We start from the raw sequence: 21,713 nt of genomic DNA, 5'->3' as shown, positions 1-21,713 counted from the left end.
GGGAGTCAGTAGATACGGCCGCGATGTCTTGAATATTCTATCTGAGAAATATTTTCTAGCATTACCCGCTCCTAAAGAAGTCAGTCTTTTCCTGTCATTCCATTACGTATGTTAGTGATCAATGTAATCTATTCCGTTTAGAAAGAAATACGACTGTAAACTACAGCCGTATTAAATTACGCAATGATGAATATAATAAGTTGATATTATTTAATCATTACCGTTCCCAGTAAGACTCTTCCAAACTATCTTCTTTTTCTGGTAAACCACGGCTTAATCGTGGCGAATGCTGACTCAATACCTGATAACTAACTCTGTTTGCATATTTACAAACCTGAGCAAGTGATGAATATGTTAGGTAAGTACGAATATGCTTACTGGAATTAGGCACATTCATTCTGTGATGGTTGTTAGCGGTTATATCATGCAATAAAGCAGATAAAGCACCATCGCCTGCACCATTAGTATTCATAATTTTTTCTGGCCCGCCCATATAAGGTTCAATATGGGAGTAAACTTTCATTGGGATTTGGCAATCAGATTTTCGCATAGCGCGGCTGAATTCATAACGGTTAAATTCAGCAATAGCACCTGGTAGCAGTGGGTGAGTTGTCTGACGCTTATAATCTTCTTCCGTATACCCCGCCATATATAATCCCGCAGGACCAGCGGTACACAAAACTAAATCAACCCAATCCAGAGCCATATCTGAAGCCAATAACGGATCACTGAAACCAGTAAGCTCATAAGCTTCATCTTCATTCATTGCCAGAACAGAAATATTCTCAACCAGGAAATCACGCCACCATTGTGGATCATCAGCAATAACATATTTTGTCCCCAAAGTCAGAACGACAGGTACATTGTGTTTTTTCGCATATTCGATGGCCTTCATTGTTGCTTTTGGCATCGGTTCCCCTGGCTTGCAACGAACCAAATAAGCGGTCAATACCAAGGCCGAAGCTTCAGCGATAATCTGCTCAGGAATATTCTCCGGTTTTAATTGATTCATTTGTCCAGGACTAATGGCAAAAGTCCGTTCACCATTTTCTGTTACCAGCGTAAAACAGCGGCCAATTGCGCCATCCACACCTTGTAAATAATTTAGATCAGTTCTGCTGGAAGTATTACATAAGTAGCGGTAAGCATAGCTGCCAATCTGAATGTTATTACACATTGTGCCCAGTAAGACGGAACGATCATCAGCCAAAACTGAATAATTATGTAAAGTATTTCCGATAGTGCCACCGGCAAATTCGTGGCTGATAAGATTGTTATCCGTCAGTTCCCTATACAAGATTTCAGCTACATCATCTTCAATAACTAATGAGTGTCCCTGGCTGAGGTGATAACGCCGGATAAAATCTTCGTCTACTTTCGCTTCAATATCCACTAATATCTGATCGATACCAACAATATAAGCTCGGTTACTCTCACCATCCATCATTTCTTTAATTGGCTGGAGTAAAGGATCACGCAGACTGACGGGAAAATAGTGTTTTGATTTACGTTTACCAGGGAATTTCATATTTGATTGATGCTACAACGCGAAAAGATGCAGCATGTTAGCACAATAAAAACTGACAGGCAGCAAGTGTCATTACGACACCGGCTGCCAGAGAGAGATTAAGCTACTTTCTGACGACTGCGCGCCACGTGACGAATCAGAACAAACATTACCGCCAAGATCAAACCGATAAAGACACTGCCTACCAGAATAAGCAGACGTTTAGGCGAATCTTTCGCCGTTGGTTCATAAGGAGCCTGCATATATTTGAATGGCTGGAAGTTAACTTTATCTATTTTAAGTGATTTAAGTTCATTTATATAGAACATGCGGTTACGTAAATCACCATCAATCAAAGATGGATCTTTGATCTCTTCGGTAATTTGCAGCTTGCGTTGTAATGCATCAGCACCCAAAGCAATGGAATAATCTGGATCATCTTTGATCATTGCTCCTTCGCTGGAAATAGGCTTTTTAATTCCCGCTGAATTGGCGATAGATAATGAATATTTCAATCGTTCAATATTAGCTCTCTGTATATTATGAACACGGTTCAAATCAATTGCATACAAACCTTCAGAGTAGGCAAGCTTCTGTTTCACCATATCACTCAATTCACTTTCCAACTGATCATGAACAACAGACGACACATAGCTGATATAGCCATTTAGCAGGTTATATGCATCCTCAGCAGTTCCGGCACTGAAAGCCAGTTTAGTTTCACCACTCTCACCCTCTTTTTCCACTTTTGAAGAAGATGAAATATTATTATTCACAATCTTTTCAATCAGTTTTCTTTTTGCAAGTGGTGAGTGATCATCTGATTCAGCTATCAGATTTTTAAAATATTCTGTATTAACCAGATATTCTTCTCGTAAAACACGTGAATTAAAATTATTTACAAAATTATCATACAGTGATGATGAAGTTACCGATGATTGTAAGCTTAAAACCTCTAACTTAGTCAGGATATTTTTAAGTGGCTGTATTTCTTCAAGTTGAGGTTGAATAACTGAAGCTGAACTGGTCCATTTTTGTGGCATAAAAGATGCTGCTGTAAAACCAATAACAGCAAAAATGATAGTAACAGCGATAATCAATAACTTCGATTGAACTAAAACAGAGAATAACTCAAACAAATCAATTTCATCGTCTTGTTTTGAATTATAATAATTAAAATATTCTTCACTGGAGTTAGTGCTTTTAATCGGTTTAATACTCATTATTTATGTCCAAATTCAAATATGACTGTTGCTAACTATTCTACAAAACATCATCCCACTGAGCCCTTAGTTTATATCCTGAAAAACTGGGCGGAAACAGCTCGGATAGATAGACTCCCGCGTGAGAATATATCATTAAAGAGTCATTTAATCCTAATGATAGATTAATTCTATATACTATTCGTTTTGCTTCTGACAAACCTGCTCACCAACGCTTCCAGCAGAAAAAGATGATTACTATTGTCGTTAAGCGCAGGAATATATTCACATTTCTTCCCACCAGCATTCAGAAATATCTCTTTATTTTGCTGTTTTATCTCTTCCAGCGTTTCCAAACAATCGGACGAAAAACCAGGACAAAGTACCTGAATATGCTCTATTCCCTGATCAGGCAATGATTTCATAGTTTGATTAGTGAATGGCATCAACCAAGGTTCACGACCAAATCGCGACTGATAAGTCATCATTACCTGCTCTGCTGGATAGTTAATTGTTTGCTTTAGCAACTGAGTTGTTAGTTCACACTGTTCAGAATAGATATCACCTGTATCAACAAAACGCCGTGGAATGCTATGGTAAGAAAATAGTAATCTGTCCGGCTTGCCATGCTCACGGAAACTCTGCTCAATAGTCTCTTTCAATGCAGAAATATAGGCCGGATGGTCAGCATAGCTACGGATAAAGTGAATTCCAGGGATAGTGCGATATTTCTGCAATATTTTACTGACACCATCAAACACAGCCGCAGAGGTAGAACAGGAATACTGGGGATAAAGTGGCAAGATAATCAACTCTTCAACATCCTGTTTGAGCAGATTATCAACTGCCTGCTCAAGCGATGGAGAACCATAACTCATTCCCAATTCAACAGGAATATCTGCCAGTTTTTCTGCCAGCAATTTCTGCTGACGACGGCTATATACTAACAAGGGAGAGCCTTCATCAGTCCAAATTTTCTGGTACAACTTTGCCACACGTGAAGAGCGAAAAGGCAAAATAACGCCATATAGTATTGGAATCCAGATAAACCTGGAAAAATCGACAACTCTTTTATCACTCAGAAACTCAGCTAAGTAACGTTTTATAGCCGCAGTTGTCGGTCCATCAGGAGTACCAAGATTAACTAATAAAACGCCATACTTACCACTACTCATCATGCCGATTCCCTATTGCCTTCTCTGGTGAAAACCCTAACATAATAAAATACAGATGGAAATCATGTTTATCTATCAAAACAATAAATAAAAACCGACTGATTTACCTGAAAAAGTAAGGAAAAAAGATAATATAAGGCAGCTTATAAGCCGCCTTTTAAATATCAATGCAATTGATTAACCCAGAATGTTGGCTAATTCTTCGCTAACTTCAGATACCTTGCGAGTGCCATCAATTCTGAAATACTGGGTATTACCTGTTTCAGCTTCTTTTTGGTAATAAGATACCAAAGGAGCAGTCTGTTGATGATATTCAACTAAACGTTTACGCACGATATCTTCATGATCGTCTTTACGAATAGTCAATTCTTCACCGGTAACATCATCCTTATTTTCCACTGCCGGTGGATTAAATTTGATGTGATAAACACGGCCAGATGGCGCATGTACACGGCGTCCAATGATACGTTCAACAATCAGTTCATCAGGAACATCAAATTCCAAGACATAATCAACATTAATACCGGCTTCTTTCATTGCATCAGCCTGAGGAATGGTACGAGGGAACCCATCCAACAAGAAACCATTGCGGCAGTCATCTTGTTGGATGCGCTCTTTTACCAAAGCAATAACCAGTTCATCAGTAACCAGCTTGCCATTGTCCATCAATCCTTTTGCTTTTAAGCCCAATTCTGTGCCAGCCTTAACTGCAGTACGCAACATATCGCCGGTAGAAATTTGAGGGATCCCATATTTCTCCATGATAAATTGCGCCTGAGTCCCTTTACCGGCGCCCGGAGCGCCCAGCAGAATAATACGCATTGCGTAAGTCCCCTTGCTAGTTAGTTTTTATATTTGTAAGAAAACGAGTCACCATACCATTTGGGACGGGGTTCGCTCAAGAAAACAGGGAAACGATTTCGTGATATTTTTTTGCAAAAAATAAACCACGCCTCATTTCACTATCGGAGGCGTGGTTTACAATCGTTACCAAGAAATAATTAAATCAAGCTTTTTCAGACAGTAATAGCTGATTCATACGGCGAATAAACTGGTTCGGATCTTCCAATGTGCCACGTTCAGCAAATAATGCCTGATCGAGCAACAGTTCAACCCAATCCGCGAATTGAGCTTCATCACTGACATCAGAAGCCAGTTTTACTAATTGATGATCAGGATTCAGTTCAAAATTGTATTTAACATCCGGCACTTGTTGACCCGCCGCAGCAAACAATTTCGCCATCTGAGTGCTCATTTCATCCGCATTTGTTGTCACAATTGCCGGAGTGTCCGTCAGACGGTGAGTCAATTTAACCTCTTTTACCCGATCGCCAAGTAATGTTTTCACACGCTCAACAAACGGCTCAAGTTGTTTTTCAATTTCTTCCTGTTCAGCTTTGTCTTCATCTGCCAGTTTATCCAAAGATTCATCAGCTTTACTGACTGATTGGAATTTCTTACCATCAAAATCAGTAAGGTATCCCATCATCCATTCATCAATGCGCTCTGACAGCAGCAGAACTTCAATACCTTTCTTACGGAACAGCTCCAGATGAGGGCTATTTTTCGCCGCAGCATAACTGTCTGAAGTGATATAGTAGATTTTATCCTGACCTTCGGTCATCCTACTGACATACTCTTCCAAAGAAACTGTCTGTGCAGAACTGTCATTATGAGTAGAAGCAAAACGCAACAATTTAGCGATAGCTTCTTTATTCGTATTATCCTCTGCCGGACCTTCTTTCATCACCAGACCAAACTGCTGCCAGAATTGCTGATATTTTTCTGCGTCATCTTTCGCCAGCTTATCCAGCATCTGCAATGCACGTTTGGTCAACGCATTACGTAAATTACGGGTAATAGAATTATCTTGCAGAATTTCACGGGAAACGTTCAGTGGCAAGTCATTGGAATCAATCAGGCCACGAACAAAGCGCAAATAGTTTGGCATAAACTGTTCTGCATCATCCATGATAAACACGCGCTGAACATACAATTTCAGCCCATGCTTATGCTCACGGTTCCACATATCCCACGGAGCCTGAGAGGGAATATAGAGCATACTGGTATATTCCTGTTTACCTTCTACGCGGTTATGGCTCCAGATCAACGGATCAGTAAAATCATGAGAAATATGTTTGTAGAACTCTTTATATTCTTCATCTGTAATTTCAGATTTACCACGAGTCCACAAAGCCTGAGCTTTATTAATCTTTTCCCAAGTTACTGTATCTTCTTCACCCTCTTCTTCGCTCTTATTTTTAGTTTCAATTTCAACTGGCAGAGCAATATGGTCAGAGTATTTACTGATAACAGAACGCAAACGCCAGTCATTCAGAAAGTCATCTTCCCCTTCACGTAAATGGAGGGTGATCTCTGTACCACGAGTTTCTTTTTCAATATCAGCGACAGTATAATCGCCTTCACCAGCGGATTCCCAGAATACGCCCTGATCAATTGAAGCACCGGCAGCACGGGTACGTACCGTGACTTTATCAGACACAATAAAGGCAGAGTAAAAACCAACACCAAATTGACCAATTAACTGGCTGTCTTTAGCCTGATCTGAACCAATAGATTCCAGAAAAGCTTTTGTTCCTGATTTAGCGATAGTGCCAAGATTATCAATGACTTCATCACGGGTCATACCAATGCCATTATCACTGATCGTGATAGCTCTTTTTTCTTTATCAAAAGAGAGGCGAACGCGCAGTTCACCATCACCTTCATAAAGTTCTGGAGCAGATAATGCACGGAAACGTAATTTGTCAGCCGCATCAGAAGCATTTGAGATTAACTCACGAAGGAAAATCTCTTTATTGGAATAAAGTGAATGGATCATTAATTGCAGAAGTTGTTTTACTTCAGACTGAAATCCACGGGTTTCCTGACCTTTCATACTCATTTGTTACCTCAATCTAAATCCAGTTCAGACAGATAAAATCAGACGATAGTATGCAGATGGGGATAAATAAGCCGAGTTTCAAGTTTGATTATTCAAAAGAGTATCAAATAACGCGAATAAGTTAGATATTTAAATAGGTTATAACCATAGCGGAATGGATTGAGAGGCGAGCGCCACATAAATGCAGCGCCTCAACATCTTTACGATTTGATCTATACAGGGTATACAACCGTATTCTTTTCCAGCCAGATAAAACGGCAAGACATTGACAGAAAATCAATAAGTAATCTTCTGCCGCCCAGCAAGTGAATGCGACAAAGTTGTACCATCTACCATTTCAAGCTCACCACCAACCGGTACACCATGAGCAATGCGGCTTGCTGTTACACCATACTGAATGCATATTTCTGCGATATAATTGGCCGTTGCCTCTCCCTCCACTGTCGGATTAGTCGCCAGAATCACCTCTAAAATCTCTTCAGTGGAGAGGCGTTCTTCAAGACAATCCAAACCAATATCCATCGGACCAATACCATCCAATGGAGATAAATGCCCCATCAACACAAAGTAGCGCCCAGCAAACTGCCCAGTTTGTTCAATAGCATGAATGTCCGCAGGGCTTTCAACCACACAAATTTGACCATTTTGCTGACGACGTGGATTAGCGCAGATCGTGCACTGTTCCTGCTCGGTAAAAGTCCGACAATATTTACAGTGTCCAATTTCCGACATCGCCTTTGTCAATGCCTGAGCCAAACGCATTCCACCACTACGATCACGCTGTAACAGATGAAAAGCCATCCGCTGCGCAGATTTAGGACCAACTCCTGGCAAGCAGCGCAATGCTTCCATCAAGGATTCAAGGAGAGGACTGGTTTGCATCAGAATGGCATCTTAAAGCCCGGCGGCAGTTGCATTCCGCTGGAAACGCTTGCCATTTTCTCTTTCTGAGTTTCTTCAATGCGGCGGGCTGCGTCATTGAATGCAGCCGCAATCAGGTCTTCCAGCATCTCTTTGTCATCTTCCATCAGGCTTGGATCAATCTCAACACGACGGCAATTATGAGCACCATTGATAGCCACTTTAACCAGACCTGCACCAGATTCACCCGTCACTTCCAGATTGGCGATCTCTTCCTGCATTTTCTGCATCTTGTCCTGCATTTGTTGGGCTTGTTTCATCAAATTGCCCAAACCACCTTTACCAAACATAGTTTTCTCTCTTCGCTATGGCTACATCGTACAACAGGTACAGATTGCAGCGCGGTTAGACCGGCCGGATACTCTCTTCATCCAGTTCAGCATCAAATACCTGCCGCAATGTCTGAATAGTTTTATCCGCAATAATTGATTGGCGAGCTTGTGCCAATTTTTCTTCATAAATGGCTTGTCGCCACTCCAGTGGAGTTTTCTCCTCCGGATTATCATCTTCAATAATGCTGAATTCAATCGTTACACCGTACAACTCGCTTAAAGCCTCCGCTAATGATTTTTGTGCAAAAACGGAATTAAGATGACGCTGACTTGAACGCAAGTGTAGACAGATATTATTAACACTAATCTGCTCTTTAAACGCATTTAATGCTAATTGTTGCACCAGTTTAGGAATTTTAAGTTTATCAACTTCCGCTGCCCATGCATCTCTTTGTTTGGATTCTTCAGCTAATTTTTCTGCCAACTCCGGCGTTTTCTCATGCTCCAGAGCCGTTCTTAACGCCTTTGGCGTAGCAACATGGGTTTCTAGTTTTTCTTCAATATTCTTGGCTCGCCAACGGTAGGCCTCTTTTTTCTCAGGTTTTTCTTCCTGCATTTTAGCTATTGATGACTGAGGTCGCTGCCCTGACACTACGGCAATCCGCTCCAGTGCCGAGGTTGCCGGCCTCGCCTGAACAGGCGTAGCCGGTTTAGGCTTTTTTGGTGGCGTTTGCTCTTGTTGCCGGGACAACACACTCCTTGCTTTCAGCAACTGCGCTGTTGGACTTGATGCAAGTGCCTGAGGTATCTGAGGTTCCGGCTGAGAAACGCTGCCCACTGATACTTGCTCATCAATAGGGTAAGCGGATGGCGTATTGCCCTGATGATTATGTTGCGACTGTGCTGCAATTGATGGGATAGCCGCAGGATGTTCATGCACAACCGGTGCAGTAACCTCTTCAATGACTGCTTTTGGATGAAATGCCAAAGTTCTGAGCAGCGTCATTTCAACACCCATCCTGCGTTCCGGTGCATACGGCAGATCTCTACGACCAATCAGTAGAGTTTGATAATAAAGTTGCAAATCTTCCGGTGAAATTGCTTTTGCCAATATCCGCAAACGGCCTTCAATGGAAGAAGAAGCGATTTCTGGTTGAGAAGGTAATAACTGGATCATTGCAATACGATGCAGTAATGAAAGAATCTCTACCAGCAAATTCTCCCAATCAACCCCCCGTGAAGCGGCTTGTTCCACCAATGCCATAACCTGCTGACCGTCAGCCCGAATCAATGATTCTATAATTGATAACGGCTGTTCATCATCCAACGTTCCTAACATCAGGCTGACTATTTCAGTTGTTACCTCGCCTTGCCCCATCGCGATAGCCTGATCTGTCAGACTCAAAGCATCACGCATACTGCCATCAGCAGCACGGGCCAGAAGCTGACGGGCACGGCTGTCACTCTCCAGATGTTCAGCTTTAAGAATATGTTCGAGCTGATCGCTTATCTGATCAACATTCAGCACTTTGAGGTGAAACTGCAAACAACGGGAAAGGATAGTTACCGGCAATTTTTGCGGATCAGTGGTTGCCAGTAAAAATTTCACATGCTCAGGTGGCTCTTCCAGCGTTTTCAATAATGCATTGAAGCTGTGGCGGGAAAGCATATGCACTTCATCAATCAGGTAGACTTTGAAACGCCCACGTGCTGGAGCATATTGCACGTTATCCAGCAATTCACGCGTATCTTCAACTTTAGTACGGGAAGCAGCATCAATCTCAATGAGATCGACAAATCGCCCTTGCTCAATTTCAAGGCAATTAGCACATTTACCACAAGGCTTATCAGTAATACCTGTTTCACAATTTAGCCCTTTGGCAAACAAACGGGCGATTGTCGTTTTCCCGACACCTCTGGTACCGGAAAACAGGTAGGCATGATGGAGCCGGCTATGGGAAAGACCATTAGCCAGCGCAGTCAAGACATGTTCCTGACCAATCACATCAGAAAATATTTGTGGGCGCCACTTACGGGCAAGTACCTGATAGCTCATTGATACCGGGAAAATTGAATATAATTGGGTACCATGCTAACACAGCCCCACTATAGACAGCGAGGCCGATATGTCAGTAATACGAAAATAAGCAGATTAATGGCCTGGGAATTCCAATAGAGTGAAGCTGTTCACGCCTTGTTTTTGCAGACGCTCACTCCCTCCCAAATCAGGTAGGCCAATAACAAAGGCAGCTTCAGAAACTTCACCATCTAAATGACGGATTAAGCGAACAGTTGCCTCAATAGTACCACCCGTTGCCAGCAAGTCATCAACAACTAACACCTTATCACCTTCTTTGATGCTGTCCTTATGTATTTCCAGTGTATCGGTGCCATACTCTAAATCGTAAGTTTCACTCAATGTTTCACGAGGTAATTTACCTGCTTTACGGACAGGGATAAAACCAACACCGAGACGCAACGCAACTGGAGCTCCAAATAGAAAACCGCGCGCCTCAGTACCCACAATTTTTGTGATTCCTTTGTCCTGATATCGTTCTACCAGAAGATTAATTGTTGCCTGGTAGGCAAGAGGGTTATCCAATAAGGTCGTGATATCACGAAAAAGGACCCCAGGTTTAGGATAATCAGGAACAGTTTCAATACTGTCTTTAATAAATTGCAGTTGCTGCGCGTTTGCGGTCATAATCAGTGCCAGTGAGTAGAACAACGAGAGTGCTAAAATCTATGCAAACTGATAAAAAAAAGCAACTGATGAACATGCATCAGCCTATTTTTTGTCGTTCCAAGTTAATTCTGCTTCGCAAAACATAATCATCGCAGGGTATAAATGAGTACACAACCGTTATTAAATTTACTCGAAAAACAGGTCAATATACTGGCAGAAGAGCTCACACCTCTGGCAGATATCCCATTTTCCACTGCCCGATTTGATCAAACCTTGTTCAACCGACGCAGCGATAAACTCCGGGGTTACCTGCAAGAAGTCAGGCATAACATGGAACAACTCAGAGAGTGTGTTCAGGATAACCGAACGGAACAAGTCGCATTTCTGACCGAGCGTTTAGTTGCTCAAATGGAAGCATTAAAGCGTGAATTGTCTACTCAATCACTGAGAAAAAAAGAGCACAGGTTCGAACATAAACAACAAGCTACTGACCTGTATCACAAGCTGGCTGAACATCAAGATTATGAACGCCGTCTGCTCGCAATGATCAATGATCGAGAGCTAAGATTGAATCAACAAACTACACTGAGTAATCAGCAAAAAATACAGAAAGAGATCGCAGCATTAGCCGGAAGACTAGCGCGTTGCCGCCAATCTCTGACGCGAATTGAAAAATCAATCGAATATAAAGAGAACATGGATTAACGACTCAGATGAGGAAGTTTTATGTCAGTCGAACACGCACCACCTGAAGTTCAGCTTGCTGTTGATCTGATCTATCTATTGGAATGCAATGAAATCGCACCTGAAATTGCACTCGCTGCACTGGAAATAGTCAAACACGATTATCAAGCAAAATTAGCGAAGCAGGCACAATCTGCGAAGGAATATTGAGCGGTTTATTGCAAACATCTCGTAGAGACTCCGTCGATACCATAAAAGATCTACATTAGTTAGTCTTAAAGTTTGCTCTCACGCATTCGATCAACCGTTGCAAAATGGCTTGATGTTGTCATTTATTCCTTCCATTGCTGAATTTAAGAAACGTTGAGGCATAATCGTCCGCAGCAATTCGAGTGCAAAGCTGCTCCCATTCACAGCCTACACAGGCAGATCTTACGATCCTACGGTTAAAAGCCCATCGAGCCTGTTTTAAATAGGTTTCGTCGAGCCTCAGTATATGACCCACCTCAACTGGTTGGCCCATAAGAGCACCAATAGCCTCCAAAGCATGACTATCCCGGACGATGACACTCTTGCCCAAACAATGAGGATCATCTTCTCCAAGCAAAGGAGCACAAATATCATCTGGCCCTTCCACAATCAGGATATCTTCGTTCTGAATTCGGGGAATAATCTTATTGTAGTTTTCAATAAAACTAGGGGAATATCCGTTGCCCGCGTAGGTAAGAATACACAGGAGGTGATGACCTCTCAGAGATATTGTCATTGTTGCGTTCCTGAGTGTGGAGTACAGCCAAGTGTTGCATTATTATACAAACAATGTTATATGATTGACACTGACCTTCAATAGATCAATTTTTCTAATGAAAAGAAAATAAACTAGGAATCGGCAATCATGTCGTCAAGGTGGGCATCCAAAGAGCTTATCAAATTATCATCAGAAAGCTTGCAAGCAATCATAGATAACAAGATTCCGGCGGTAATGATAGATGATTTTGCAACTACAGAGGAATCAGTACAGCTTTCTACAGCAATACTGAGCATGAAGGCAAAGCAATATGAATTCGGCAGGCCAGGATTTTACCTGGGAAATCCACTCTCTCATTACCGTGATCGCCCAAAAGAAGAGTATTTTTCTCAAGTTAGCGCCGCTGAACAAGAGCGTACTCAAGTGATCAATCAAGCTTTTGATCCAATTGTTCGGTTCATGCGACACATCAATCACGATACAGATTTCAGCATTTCGATCGCGGAAGAACCGGGGTTTGGTCCCTACTTTGCCGGTATCGTCCGTATCATCTCCGGTGGTTCAGATCTACATGTGGACTACGCCCCTACTTTTGCGAAAGGCAATTTATCTATCGGAGATATATCAACTCAGCTCGCCTGGAACCTCTATGTTTCGTCTCCTTCACAAGGAGGGGAAACAGTAATCTATAATCAGCCATTCAAGAGTACTGTTGTTGATAAAACATATAAGCCATATGATAGTTCTCTATTAACTGATTGTGAATCTTTCACTTTCCGGTCTCAAGTTGGTTCTGTCGTCATTTTTAACACCAGTAATCCTCATATCGTCCTGCCAGCGAACGGCAATCGGATTGCAACAGGCTCCTTCATCGGTCTGTTAAATGAAAAAAATCTGATCTTATGGTCGTAATCCATTTCAATAAGATGTTTGGAATCTGAGCATGAAGACCGCCTTTTCTTACTCTACCGTTGTTCTATATGTCGTGACGATCATTACGGGGGGAACATCGTGGTATGCGGCAAAATTGCAATTAACTGATGTTTCACCTGTAATATCCCTGATTTACCGTTTTGGATGTGCGTCGGTATTGCTGCTTCTGATTACTGCAATTTCTCGGGAAAGACTCACATATACCTGGCGCGAACACCTCTCTTTCGCTGCACTTGGAGCATTCGGGTTCGCTGTCGCATTCTTACTGATTTACAAGGCTGCGGCCTTAATCACCACCGGTTTAATCGCCCTTACCTACTCTTCGGTCATATTATTCAATTCTGTGAATGCAATTCTCTTCCTACGGCAATCAATTTCATGGACAGTTCTGGTCGGTGCTATGGTCGGTCTGACTGGGATAATTTTGGTCTTCAGCCCAGAATTTTTAAATAATGAATGGAATTGGGCGGGATTCGGTTACGCTATCACAGCAACCCTCGCGTTCTCATTCGCCAACATTTGCGCAGTTCAGTTACAGAGAAAGGGGGCCACTGTTCTCCCAATGACAGGCATTTCTATGGGATATAGTGCCATATTCTTGCTCGGCTATGCCCTTTTAACTAAACAAACGTTTAACTTTGATCCATCACCAATCTACGTAACATCTCTATTCTATTTGATCCTGTTTCCTTCAGTGATTGGGTACACAACGTATTTCGCCGTCGTCGGTCGTTTAGGTGCGGGACGAGGGGCCTATACTATGCTTCTCGTTCCGCTTGTAGCCTTAGCGATCTCCAGCGTCACAGAGGGCTATCGCCCAACCGTTTGGGCCATAATCGGCACAATAATGACGCTTAGCGGCAATTATTGGGTAATCACAACCAAATATCAGCCCGCAGTAAAGACCGATACTTAAGAACGTGATTCAAGAGTCGGGTAGGCCCGGCGAACGGTTTTCGCAATTAAGATAACCAGTACGATTTTAATAATATCTCCTGGAATAAATCCAATCGAACCTATGGCTGCTTGCCAGAAGCTGATATTGGCAAATGCCGCAACCCATGGAATACCTATCACGTAGACAATCACAATTCCACCAAAGACAAGAAATACAGCTTCTTTAAAGGTATTTAGTTTTGCAAGATTCCACTCATACAAGTAACCGATAACAAAAGCGGCAATCGGCCACGCCAAAACAAAACCGCCGCTTGGACTGAAAAATACCCCCAATCCTCCCATACCTCCCGCCATTACCGGTAATCCAACTGCAACAAGAACACAAAAGAGCAATAATGCTAACCCCCCTCGTTTCGCACCAGCAATAGCGCCAGCAAACATCGCTCCCATTGATTGGGCTGTTATCGGAACGCCTATAACAGGAAGAGCCAATGGTGGGAATAAACCCAGTGTTGCGGTTAGCGCGGCAAATAGTGCTATATAAACAATATCTTTCGTGGACATTTAATCCCCCCTTTTTCAATAAAGCCACAAACTAGGTTTTATTTGCTGCTCAATTTCTTTCTCTCAAACCCTGGATCGTAAGACCGAGCTTCAATAGCAGCAGAAATATCATCTGCCATTTTGAGAGTTCGCACGATAACGGGTACGGCAATTGCTATGACACTCTTATCGAGACCTCTTGCTTTCTGCGCCTCCCGTACTTCTTCTGTAATTGACGCGAGAACAGGAATAAACCGCAAGGCAAGAGATAGAGCCAGGCTCACTTTTCCTGGATTGATTCTAAAATAATACAACCACCAAAGACCCTTTTCCAATGCGTCGATCATGTCTGAGGAACGAGTAGTAAGGGTGACAAGCGAGGCCAACAGCAAAAGTGAGGCAAGACGAACGACTACAAGTACACCGGCAGTCCAATGATGTAGAAACACTTGGACTATAAAAATAAGCGCGAAGATCCACATAGCAGGTCGTAGTTGCGCCCAAGCAGTTCTTAATGAGATTCTGGCTAACAAGTATAAAAGTACGATACCTGCCAACGCTGCCATAGAAAGATCGATACGCGGAACGATAAAGAGTAATGTCCCCAGAATGAGCAAAGAAATAATTTTGAACCCAGGGCTAACTCGATGCACAAGTGATGAACCAGGATCATATCCAGACAGGCTCATGACATCATCCTTACATATTCAGGAATAGCAACAGAGGGAATGTCATCAACAACCACACGACCATCATCAAAAACGAGCACGCGGTCAAACCCCGCCAAAAACTCAAGATCATGAGAAACTATGATCACAGTTTGAGATAAGTTATCGATTGCTTCAGCAACACGACGCTTGTTGCGTAAATCCAGTAAAGTCGTAGGCTCATCGAAAATGATGTAAGCAGGTTCCATCACGAGAACACCAGAAATTGCCAGGAGTTGTTTCTGACCGCCACTCAAAAGATGGGCTGGATACTCCCTAAACTGAAGTAATCCATATCGTGAAAGTACCTCCTGCGTTCTTTGCTGAATTGTCTCCTTGGTAAAACCGAGATTTTTCATTCCAAAAGCCAAATCCTCTTCCACAACTGGAAAGACAATCTGATTATCAGGATTCTGGAATACAAAACCAACCTTGCGCCGGATCGCTTTACCCTCCGTTCTGGTATTCAGGCCATCCACCAAAACATCACCACATTTCGGTACCAGTAATCCATTAAGAAGACGCGCAAATGTACTCTTGCCGCAACCGTTGCTACCTATGACGGCAATTCGCTTTTCGTTCAACTGCAAATTTAAGTCTTTCAATACCACACGCTCTCCGTAATCATGTGTTACATTTCGTATTTCCAGCATAGATGGTTATCCCTCAACAATTGTGACTAGCTACATAACACGGCACCAACTTAGCACTCTATCTGACTGCAAAATCCATAGGGAAAATTCAACCAACGTAATGACCCCAACACCACAAAATAAATATAACTTATTGATATAAAATAATTTAATCAATTTTCACTGAATTTAAATAATACATTTTTCTCAGACAGAATCTTCGGCATTTGTTTTAAGTTATAGTTTTTCTTTGGTCACTATCCTACAAGGCCAGCAGCAGCAATATCCGATATTAGAAATAATTTCGGCTCAGTTCCTAAGTTTTATTCCTTGTATATAGCAGTAGATAAACAAAGAGCATAAGATAATGACTTTTGACCATTAGCCGCATTGTTAGCAATTACCAAAATAGAATTTACCTCTATTATTCTGGTTTTTCATTTTTCTGTGACTTTCATATGCTCACTATATTTAAGCATATCGATAAAACTATCCACTAACGGTTCAGCTTCTTTCTGAATATCAAAACTGTCTGGTGCAAATAACCAATTCTCCAGCAAACCCGTTATCAACCCTCTCAGCATGATAGCGGCTCGCCGCAGATTAAGATTATAAGGAAGCTGACCTGGTGCAATACAGTCGGAAAGCGACTCTTCAATACGAACATAGTCTGCAACACACAGTTCCTGACGAACTGCCACCAAAGCAGACATTTCACCAACAAACTCACATTTGTGGAAAAAAATCTCCATCAATAGCCGGTTTTTCGGATCGTCAACGACCGACATCAGGATATGAATTATTAAAGTTCTTAAAATCAGGAGTGGATTATTAGGATATTTTCCTTGATACTCTTTTTCTAATTCGTCAATCTTAGAATCTGTTATTCTACAAGCTTCGGAAAACAGGTCTACTTTATTTTTAAAGTGCCAGTAGATTGCACCTCGGGTTACTCCAGCCGTTGTGGCAATATCTGTCAGTGAAGTAGCAGAGACACCGCGCTCAGAAAACTCTTTTATAGCTGCGTCTATAATCTGTTGCCGGGTCTCCTCAGCCTGTTGTTTAGTTTTTCGTGCCATATACTCTGTTTTTAACCTGAAGCTGATTTACATACATTCATGTATGTTTGTATTATAGCATGCTGCTATTAATGGAGTAGTGGTTTTACGTATTGAAAGGTCAACATCTAAAAATATTGAGGTTTACTTATGCGAATAAACAGGGGAGTTTTGCCTCTGGCTACAGTACTGGTACTCTCAGGCAGCTTAGCTCTTTCAGGATGTAACGACAAAGACTCTCAGCAAGTTGCTGAAAATCAACAGGCCCCTGAAGTCGGTATCGTGACGCTGAAAACTGAACCTCTGATGGTCACAACTGAACTGCCAGGCCGAACATCAGCCTTCCGTATTGCGGAAGTTCGTCCACAAGTAAGTGGCATAATTCTGAAACGAAACTATAAAGAAGGAAGTGATGTAAAAGAGGGGACTTCTTTATACCAGATAGATCCAGCAACTTACCAGGCTGCCTATGACAGTGCTAAAGCTGATTTAGCTAAAGCTCAGGCCAATGCAGAGATAGCACGCCTGACAGTGAACCGCTATAAGCCACTGTTAGGTACAAACTATGTTAGTCAGCAGGAGTTTGATAAGGCCAGCGCTGACTCCGCACAAGCGAATGCTACGGTACAAGCAGCAAAAGCGGCTGTAGAGACTGCCCGTATTAATTTGGCATACACCAAAGTTACAGCACCGATTAGCGGTCGTTCCGGCAAATCGACTATAACTGAAGGTGCTCTGGTTTCTGTTGGTCAACCAACAGCACTGACAACCGTTCAACAGTTGGATCCAATTTATGTGGATGTCACCCAGTCAAGTGATGATTATCTGCGCCTTAAAAATGAAATCACCAAAGGTATTGTGCAGAAAGAGGGGAGTAAAGCTAAAGTTCACCTGGTTATGGAAGATGGTAAAAATTACAGTGAAACAGGCTATCTGGAATTCTCCGATATCACTGTAAATGAAACAACGGGTTCTATCACTATCCGTGCGATATTCCCTAACCCAAATGAAAAATTGCTGCCAGGTATGTTTGTTCGCGCAAAACTGGAAGAAGGTATTCGTCGGGATTCAATACTGGTTCCCCAGCAAGGAATTACCCGCACACCTCGTGGCGAAGCTACTGTCATGGTGGTCGGTAAAGACGAAAAAGTCGAACCACGCGTTATCACGGCAAGCCAGGCTATTGGTGACAAATGGCTGGTAACTTCCGGTCTGAAAACAGGTGATCGGGTTATCGTTACTGGTTTGCAAAAAATTCAACCTGGCATACCAGTTAAAGCAGAAGAAGTGGATTTAAATGCAAAACCTGCTACGAACCAAGCTGAACCTGCAAAAAAGTCTTAATTAAGGAGTCGGTGATTCATGCCTAAGTTTTTTATAGATCGGCCAATCTTTGCATGGGTAATCGCAATTATTACCATGCTGGCTGGGCTGCTGGCAATTATGAAATTACCCGTGGCGCAGTACCCAACTATTGCACCACCGGCGATTTCTATCTCCGCAACTTATCCCGGCGCAGATGCCACTACTGTGCAAAACACAGTTACTCAGGTTATCGAACAGAATATGAATGGTATCGATAATCTGGTTTATATGTCTTCTAACAGTGACTCTGCTGGCAACATGAATATCACGCTCACCTTTGAAGCGGGTACTAATCCTGACATCGCACAGGTACAGGTACAGAACAAGCTGCAACTAGCTATGCCTCTGTTACCACAAGAAGTACAGCAGCAAGGGATTCATGTGGATAAGTCCACCAATTCGTTCCTGATGGTTGCAGGGTTCATCTCTGAAGATGGATCCATGTCACAGGAGGATATCGCTGACTATGTTGGTGCAAATGTCAAAGATCCGTTGAGCCGTGTAACTGGTGTGGGTGATACAATGCTGTTTGGTAACCAATATGCAATGCGCATTTGGTTGAATCCTGACAAGCTCGTTGACTACAAAATGACGACTCTGGATGTAATCAATGCAATCAAAGCACAAAATAACCAAATAGCCGCCGGTCAGTTAGGGGGAACCCCTCCAGTTCCAGGTCAACGGCTGAATGCTTCGATTATTGCCCAAACACGTCTGACCTCACCGGAAGAGTTCAGCAATATTCTTCTGCGCGTTAATACTGATGGTTCTCAGATCCGTCTGAAAGATGTGGCAAAAGTGGAGTTAGGGGCAGAAAGTTACAATATCATTGCCCGTTTTAACGGTAAACCGGCTGCTGGCGTCGGTATCAAACTAGCAACAGGTGCTAACGCTCTGGATACGTCAAAAGCGGTAAAAGAAGCGCTAAAAAATATGGAGCCTTTCTTCCCTCATGGGCTGAAAATCGTCTATCCATATGACACCACTCCATTCGTTAAAATCTCTATTAACGAAGTAGTGAAAACACTGGTTGAAGCAATTATGCTAGTGTTCGTGGTTATGTACCTATTCCTACAAAACTTCCGAGCAACACTTATTCCAACCATTGCGGTTCCAGTCGTACTACTCGGAACATTTGCAATACTCGCCACATTTGGTTATTCAATAAATACATTAACTATGTTTGCCATGGTTCTCGCGATTGGCTTACTGGTAGATGATGCCATTGTTGTGGTGGAAAACGTTGAACGTGTTATGCAGGAAGAGGGCCTGTCGCCGAAAGAAGCAACCAGGAAATCAATGGGGCAAATCCAAAGCGCCTTGGTTGGTATTGCCATGGTGCTGTCTGCTGTATTTGTCCCAATGGCCTTCTTCGGCGGTTCAACCGGTGCGATTTATCGTCAATTCTCGATCACTATTGTATCTGCAATGGTACTGTCTGTACTGGTAGCATTAATCCTAACACCTGCTCTGTGCGCCACCATGTTGAAACCCATTGCTAAAGGCAGCCACGGTAAACAGACTGGGATCTTTGGCTGGTTCAACCGTATATTTGATAAAAGTACCCACCACTATACTGACAGTATCGGCCGTATTCTGCGCAATACAGGCCGCTATCTGGTGATTTATGTATTGCTGGTTGCTGGTATGGCTGTCATGTTCACTCGTCTGCCATCCTCCTTCCTTCCTGAAGAAGATCAAGGGGTATTGCTGACAATGGTTCAATTACCTTCAGGTGCAACACAGGAACAGACACAGAAAGTTCTGGATAAAATAAGTGACTACTTCAATACAGAAGAAAAAGATCTTGTGGTTTCTGTATTTACAGTAAGTGGCTTTGGTTTCAGTGGTCAGGGGCAAAACACTGGTCTAGCATTTATAAGCCTGAAAGACTGGAGTGAGCGTTCTGATGCTGAAAGAAAAGTACCTGCTATTGTTGCCAGGGCAAGTGCTCACTTCCAGAAAATCAAAGAAGGTATGGTTTTTGCGTTTAACATCCCGGCAATTGTAGAGTTAGGTTCAGCAACCGGCTTTGATTTCGAATTAATTGACAAAGCAAACCTTGGACATAATAAACTGACCGAAGCACGTAACCAATTGCTTGGCATGATACAACAACATCCAGATATGTTAGTGGGTGTTCGCCCTAATGGTCAGGAAGATACCCCTCAGTATCGGGTTAGAATTGATCAGGAAAAGGCAGAAGCTTTAGGTGTTTCCATCTCTGATATCAACTCGACACTAAGCACGATGTTTGGTGGCAACTATGTGAACGACTTTATCGACCGTAGTCGTGTCAAAAAAGTTTATGTTCAATCAGAAGCACCTTATCGTATGCTGCCAGGTGATATCTACAAACTGTATGTCCGTAACAAACAGGGTGAAATGGTTCCATTATCTGCTTTTGCAGATATGTCTAAAGAACCATGGACCTATGGCTCGCCACGTTTGGAACGTTATAATGGTTTGCCATCAATGGAAATTCTGGGTGAAGCAGCTCCAGGTAAAAGTACCGGTGATGCAATGGCTCTGATGGAAAAATTAGCATCCCAGTTACCAAATGGAATCGGTTTCGACTGGACAGGCATGTCTTATCAGGAACGCCTGTCAGGTAATCAGGCACCTGCACTTTATGCACTGTCATTGATAGTGGTATTCCTCTGTCTGGCTGCACTGTATGAAAGCTGGTCAATTCCATTCTCAGTTATGCTGGTAGTACCACTGGGTATCGTTGGAGCCTTGTTAGCAACAACATTCCGAGGCTTGGATAACGATGTTTACTTTAAAGTCGGCTTGTTGACTACCATCGGCTTATCGGCAAAGAACGCAATCCTAATCGTTGAGTTCGCTAAGGACCTGATGGAAAAAGAAGGAAAAGGGTTGATAGAAGCTACACTAGATGCCGTAAGAATGCGTCTTCGTCCAATCCTAATGACATCACTGGCATTTATGCTGGGTGTTATCCCTCTAGTACTGAGTAATGGTGCAGGCTCCGGCTCTCAAAACGCAGTGGGTACCGGAGTATTGGGCGGAATGATTGCTGCAACCTCGCTAGCTATCTTTTTCGTACCGGTGTTCTTTGTAGTTATCAAACGACGTTTTAGTAAGAAAGCGGAGGAGATTGAACCCGCGTCAGAATCTCACTAATGCAACTAAACAATAATCAGAAGGCCGTTAAAACGGCCTTCTTAAATATAATAGTTGCCCGCATCAGGCAGGATTCTGAACACTAATCTGCTCGCTTAACTCGCGCATAAATTCGTTAAAATTTAATTAAAATTACCACTTATGAGTAGAAAATACCTTTAAAAATCCAAGCATTACTAACTTTAATAAAATTAACGATAAAATTGTTGGACAAAATTTGCTTTATCTTTTTTTACACTAAATGACAAAAAACAATACCAGCGCATAGTGACTTATGTAATAATGATGTTATATTCATTGATTATTGTAGCCATCAGGCTATAATCTGCTG

At 42.4% G+C, this 21,713-nt stretch carries 20 protein-coding genes; 6 read left to right on the top strand and 14 right to left on the bottom strand.

The genetic code is table 11. The annotated features are described in order from the left end of the window. Nucleotides 1–217: 217 nt before the first annotated feature. The 9 genes from PTE_RS01405 to apt form a co-directional block, all read right to left on the bottom strand. Nucleotides 218–1,528: an inosine/guanosine kinase gene (locus PTE_RS01405; protein WP_036842498.1), complete on the bottom strand. Its 1,311-nt coding sequence runs from the start codon at nucleotides 1,526–1,528 to the stop codon at nucleotides 218–220. Nucleotides 1,529–1,626: 98 nt separating this feature from the next. Then, complete coding sequence (gene wzz(fepE) / locus PTE_RS01400) at nucleotides 1,627–2,730, bottom strand: LPS O-antigen length regulator Wzz(fepE) (RefSeq protein WP_036842496.1); 1,104 nt, start codon at nucleotides 2,728–2,730, stop codon at nucleotides 1,627–1,629. A gap of 170 nt (nucleotides 2,731–2,900) precedes the next feature. Then, nucleotides 2,901–3,884, bottom strand: coding sequence for a ferrochelatase (gene hemH / locus PTE_RS01395; protein ID WP_036843446.1), 984 nt, complete (start codon nucleotides 3,882–3,884; stop codon nucleotides 2,901–2,903). 177 nt (nucleotides 3,885–4,061) lie between these two features. Beyond that, nucleotides 4,062–4,706: an adenylate kinase gene (gene adk, locus PTE_RS01390; protein ID WP_036842495.1), complete on the bottom strand. Its 645-nt coding sequence runs from the start codon at nucleotides 4,704–4,706 to the stop codon at nucleotides 4,062–4,064. 184 nt (nucleotides 4,707–4,890) lie between these two features. Then, a complete protein-coding gene (gene htpG, locus PTE_RS01385; RefSeq protein ID WP_198539136.1) occupies nucleotides 4,891–6,783 on the bottom strand; it encodes a molecular chaperone HtpG in 1,893 nt (630 codons plus the stop codon). Between the two features lie 282 nt (nucleotides 6,784–7,065). Next, on the bottom strand, nucleotides 7,066–7,671 hold the full coding sequence (gene recR / locus PTE_RS01380; protein ID WP_036842492.1) for a recombination mediator RecR: 606 nt from the start codon (nucleotides 7,669–7,671) through the stop codon (nucleotides 7,066–7,068). Continuing rightward, complete coding sequence (locus tag PTE_RS01375) at nucleotides 7,671–8,000, bottom strand: YbaB/EbfC family nucleoid-associated protein (RefSeq protein ID WP_036842491.1); 330 nt, start codon at nucleotides 7,998–8,000, stop codon at nucleotides 7,671–7,673. Before PTE_RS01375 ends, recR begins: the two co-directional genes overlap by 1 nt. A 55-nt stretch (nucleotides 8,001–8,055) precedes the next feature. Further along, nucleotides 8,056–10,038 (bottom strand): DNA polymerase III subunit gamma/tau, encoded by a 1,983-nt coding sequence (gene dnaX, locus PTE_RS01370; RefSeq protein WP_036842489.1) that lies wholly within the window; start codon nucleotides 10,036–10,038, stop codon nucleotides 8,056–8,058. Between the two features lie 96 nt (nucleotides 10,039–10,134). Further along, nucleotides 10,135–10,686 (bottom strand): adenine phosphoribosyltransferase, encoded by a 552-nt coding sequence (apt, locus tag PTE_RS01365; protein ID WP_036842488.1) that lies wholly within the window; start codon nucleotides 10,684–10,686, stop codon nucleotides 10,135–10,137. A 144-nt stretch (nucleotides 10,687–10,830) separates the two neighbouring features. Here apt and priC point away from each other — a divergent pair, with 144 nt between their 5' ends. Together priC and rsmS are read left to right on the top strand one after the other, a co-directional pair. Then, complete coding sequence (priC, locus tag PTE_RS01360; RefSeq protein ID WP_036842486.1) at nucleotides 10,831–11,373, top strand: primosomal replication protein PriC; 543 nt, start codon at nucleotides 10,831–10,833, stop codon at nucleotides 11,371–11,373. A gap of 21 nt (nucleotides 11,374–11,394) precedes the next feature. After that, nucleotides 11,395–11,562, top strand: a complete 168-nt coding sequence (rsmS, locus tag PTE_RS23140; protein WP_070974618.1) for a pleiotropic regulatory protein RsmS — start codon at nucleotides 11,395–11,397, stop codon at nucleotides 11,560–11,562. A 118-nt stretch (nucleotides 11,563–11,680) separates the two neighbouring features. On the opposite strand, the gene PTE_RS01355 is transcribed toward rsmS, so the two are convergent. After that, nucleotides 11,681–12,118, bottom strand: a complete 438-nt coding sequence (locus tag PTE_RS01355; protein ID WP_036842485.1) for a DUF1284 domain-containing protein — start codon at nucleotides 12,116–12,118, stop codon at nucleotides 11,681–11,683. A 129-nt stretch (nucleotides 12,119–12,247) separates the two neighbouring features. Between PTE_RS01355 and PTE_RS01350 the strand changes: the two genes are divergently transcribed. Further along, nucleotides 12,248–13,012, top strand: coding sequence for a 2OG-Fe(II)-dependent halogenase WelO5 family protein (locus PTE_RS01350; protein WP_036842482.1), 765 nt, complete (start codon nucleotides 12,248–12,250; stop codon nucleotides 13,010–13,012). Nucleotides 13,013–13,043: 31 nt separating this feature from the next. Beyond that, the gene (locus tag PTE_RS01345) at nucleotides 13,044–13,949 is read left to right on the top strand and encodes a DMT family transporter (RefSeq protein WP_036842480.1); all 906 of its coding nucleotides are present in this window, start codon (nucleotides 13,044–13,046) and stop codon (nucleotides 13,947–13,949) included. On the opposite strand, the gene PTE_RS01340 is transcribed toward PTE_RS01345, so the two are convergent. From PTE_RS01340 to acrR, 4 genes are all read right to left on the bottom strand, one after another. Continuing rightward, nucleotides 13,946–14,494: a biotin transporter BioY gene (locus tag PTE_RS01340; RefSeq protein WP_036842477.1), complete on the bottom strand. Its 549-nt coding sequence runs from the start codon at nucleotides 14,492–14,494 to the stop codon at nucleotides 13,946–13,948. The two genes, PTE_RS01345 and PTE_RS01340, sit on opposite strands and share 4 nt — an antisense overlap. Nucleotides 14,495–14,532: 38 nt before the next feature. Then, on the bottom strand, nucleotides 14,533–15,162 hold the full coding sequence (locus tag PTE_RS01335) for an energy-coupling factor transporter transmembrane component T family protein (RefSeq protein WP_036842475.1): 630 nt from the start codon (nucleotides 15,160–15,162) through the stop codon (nucleotides 14,533–14,535). After that, nucleotides 15,159–15,833 carry an energy-coupling factor ABC transporter ATP-binding protein gene (locus tag PTE_RS01330; RefSeq protein WP_036842473.1) on the bottom strand — a complete coding sequence of 225 codons (675 nt, stop codon included), beginning with the start codon at nucleotides 15,831–15,833 and terminating at the stop codon, nucleotides 15,159–15,161. Before PTE_RS01330 ends, PTE_RS01335 begins: the two co-directional genes overlap by 4 nt. Nucleotides 15,834–16,249: 416 nt before the next feature. Beyond that, nucleotides 16,250–16,891, bottom strand: a complete 642-nt coding sequence (gene acrR / locus PTE_RS01325; RefSeq protein WP_036842471.1) for a multidrug efflux transporter transcriptional repressor AcrR — start codon at nucleotides 16,889–16,891, stop codon at nucleotides 16,250–16,252. 129 nt (nucleotides 16,892–17,020) lie between these two features. Between acrR and PTE_RS01320 the strand changes: the two genes are divergently transcribed. Next, nucleotides 17,021–18,214 (top strand): efflux RND transporter periplasmic adaptor subunit, encoded by a 1,194-nt coding sequence (locus tag PTE_RS01320; RefSeq protein ID WP_036842470.1) that lies wholly within the window; start codon nucleotides 17,021–17,023, stop codon nucleotides 18,212–18,214. An 18-nt stretch (nucleotides 18,215–18,232) separates the two neighbouring features. Next, nucleotides 18,233–21,382 (top strand): efflux RND transporter permease subunit, encoded by a 3,150-nt coding sequence (locus PTE_RS01315; RefSeq protein ID WP_036842469.1) that lies wholly within the window; start codon nucleotides 18,233–18,235, stop codon nucleotides 21,380–21,382. Nucleotides 21,383–21,713: the final 331 nt, after the last annotated feature.

The sequence above is a fragment of the Photorhabdus khanii NC19 genome (assembly GCF_000517265.1).
Classification (GTDB): Bacteria; Pseudomonadota; Gammaproteobacteria; order Enterobacterales; family Enterobacteriaceae; genus Photorhabdus; species Photorhabdus khanii.
This window is presented reverse-complemented; position numbering and strand designations above follow the sequence as displayed.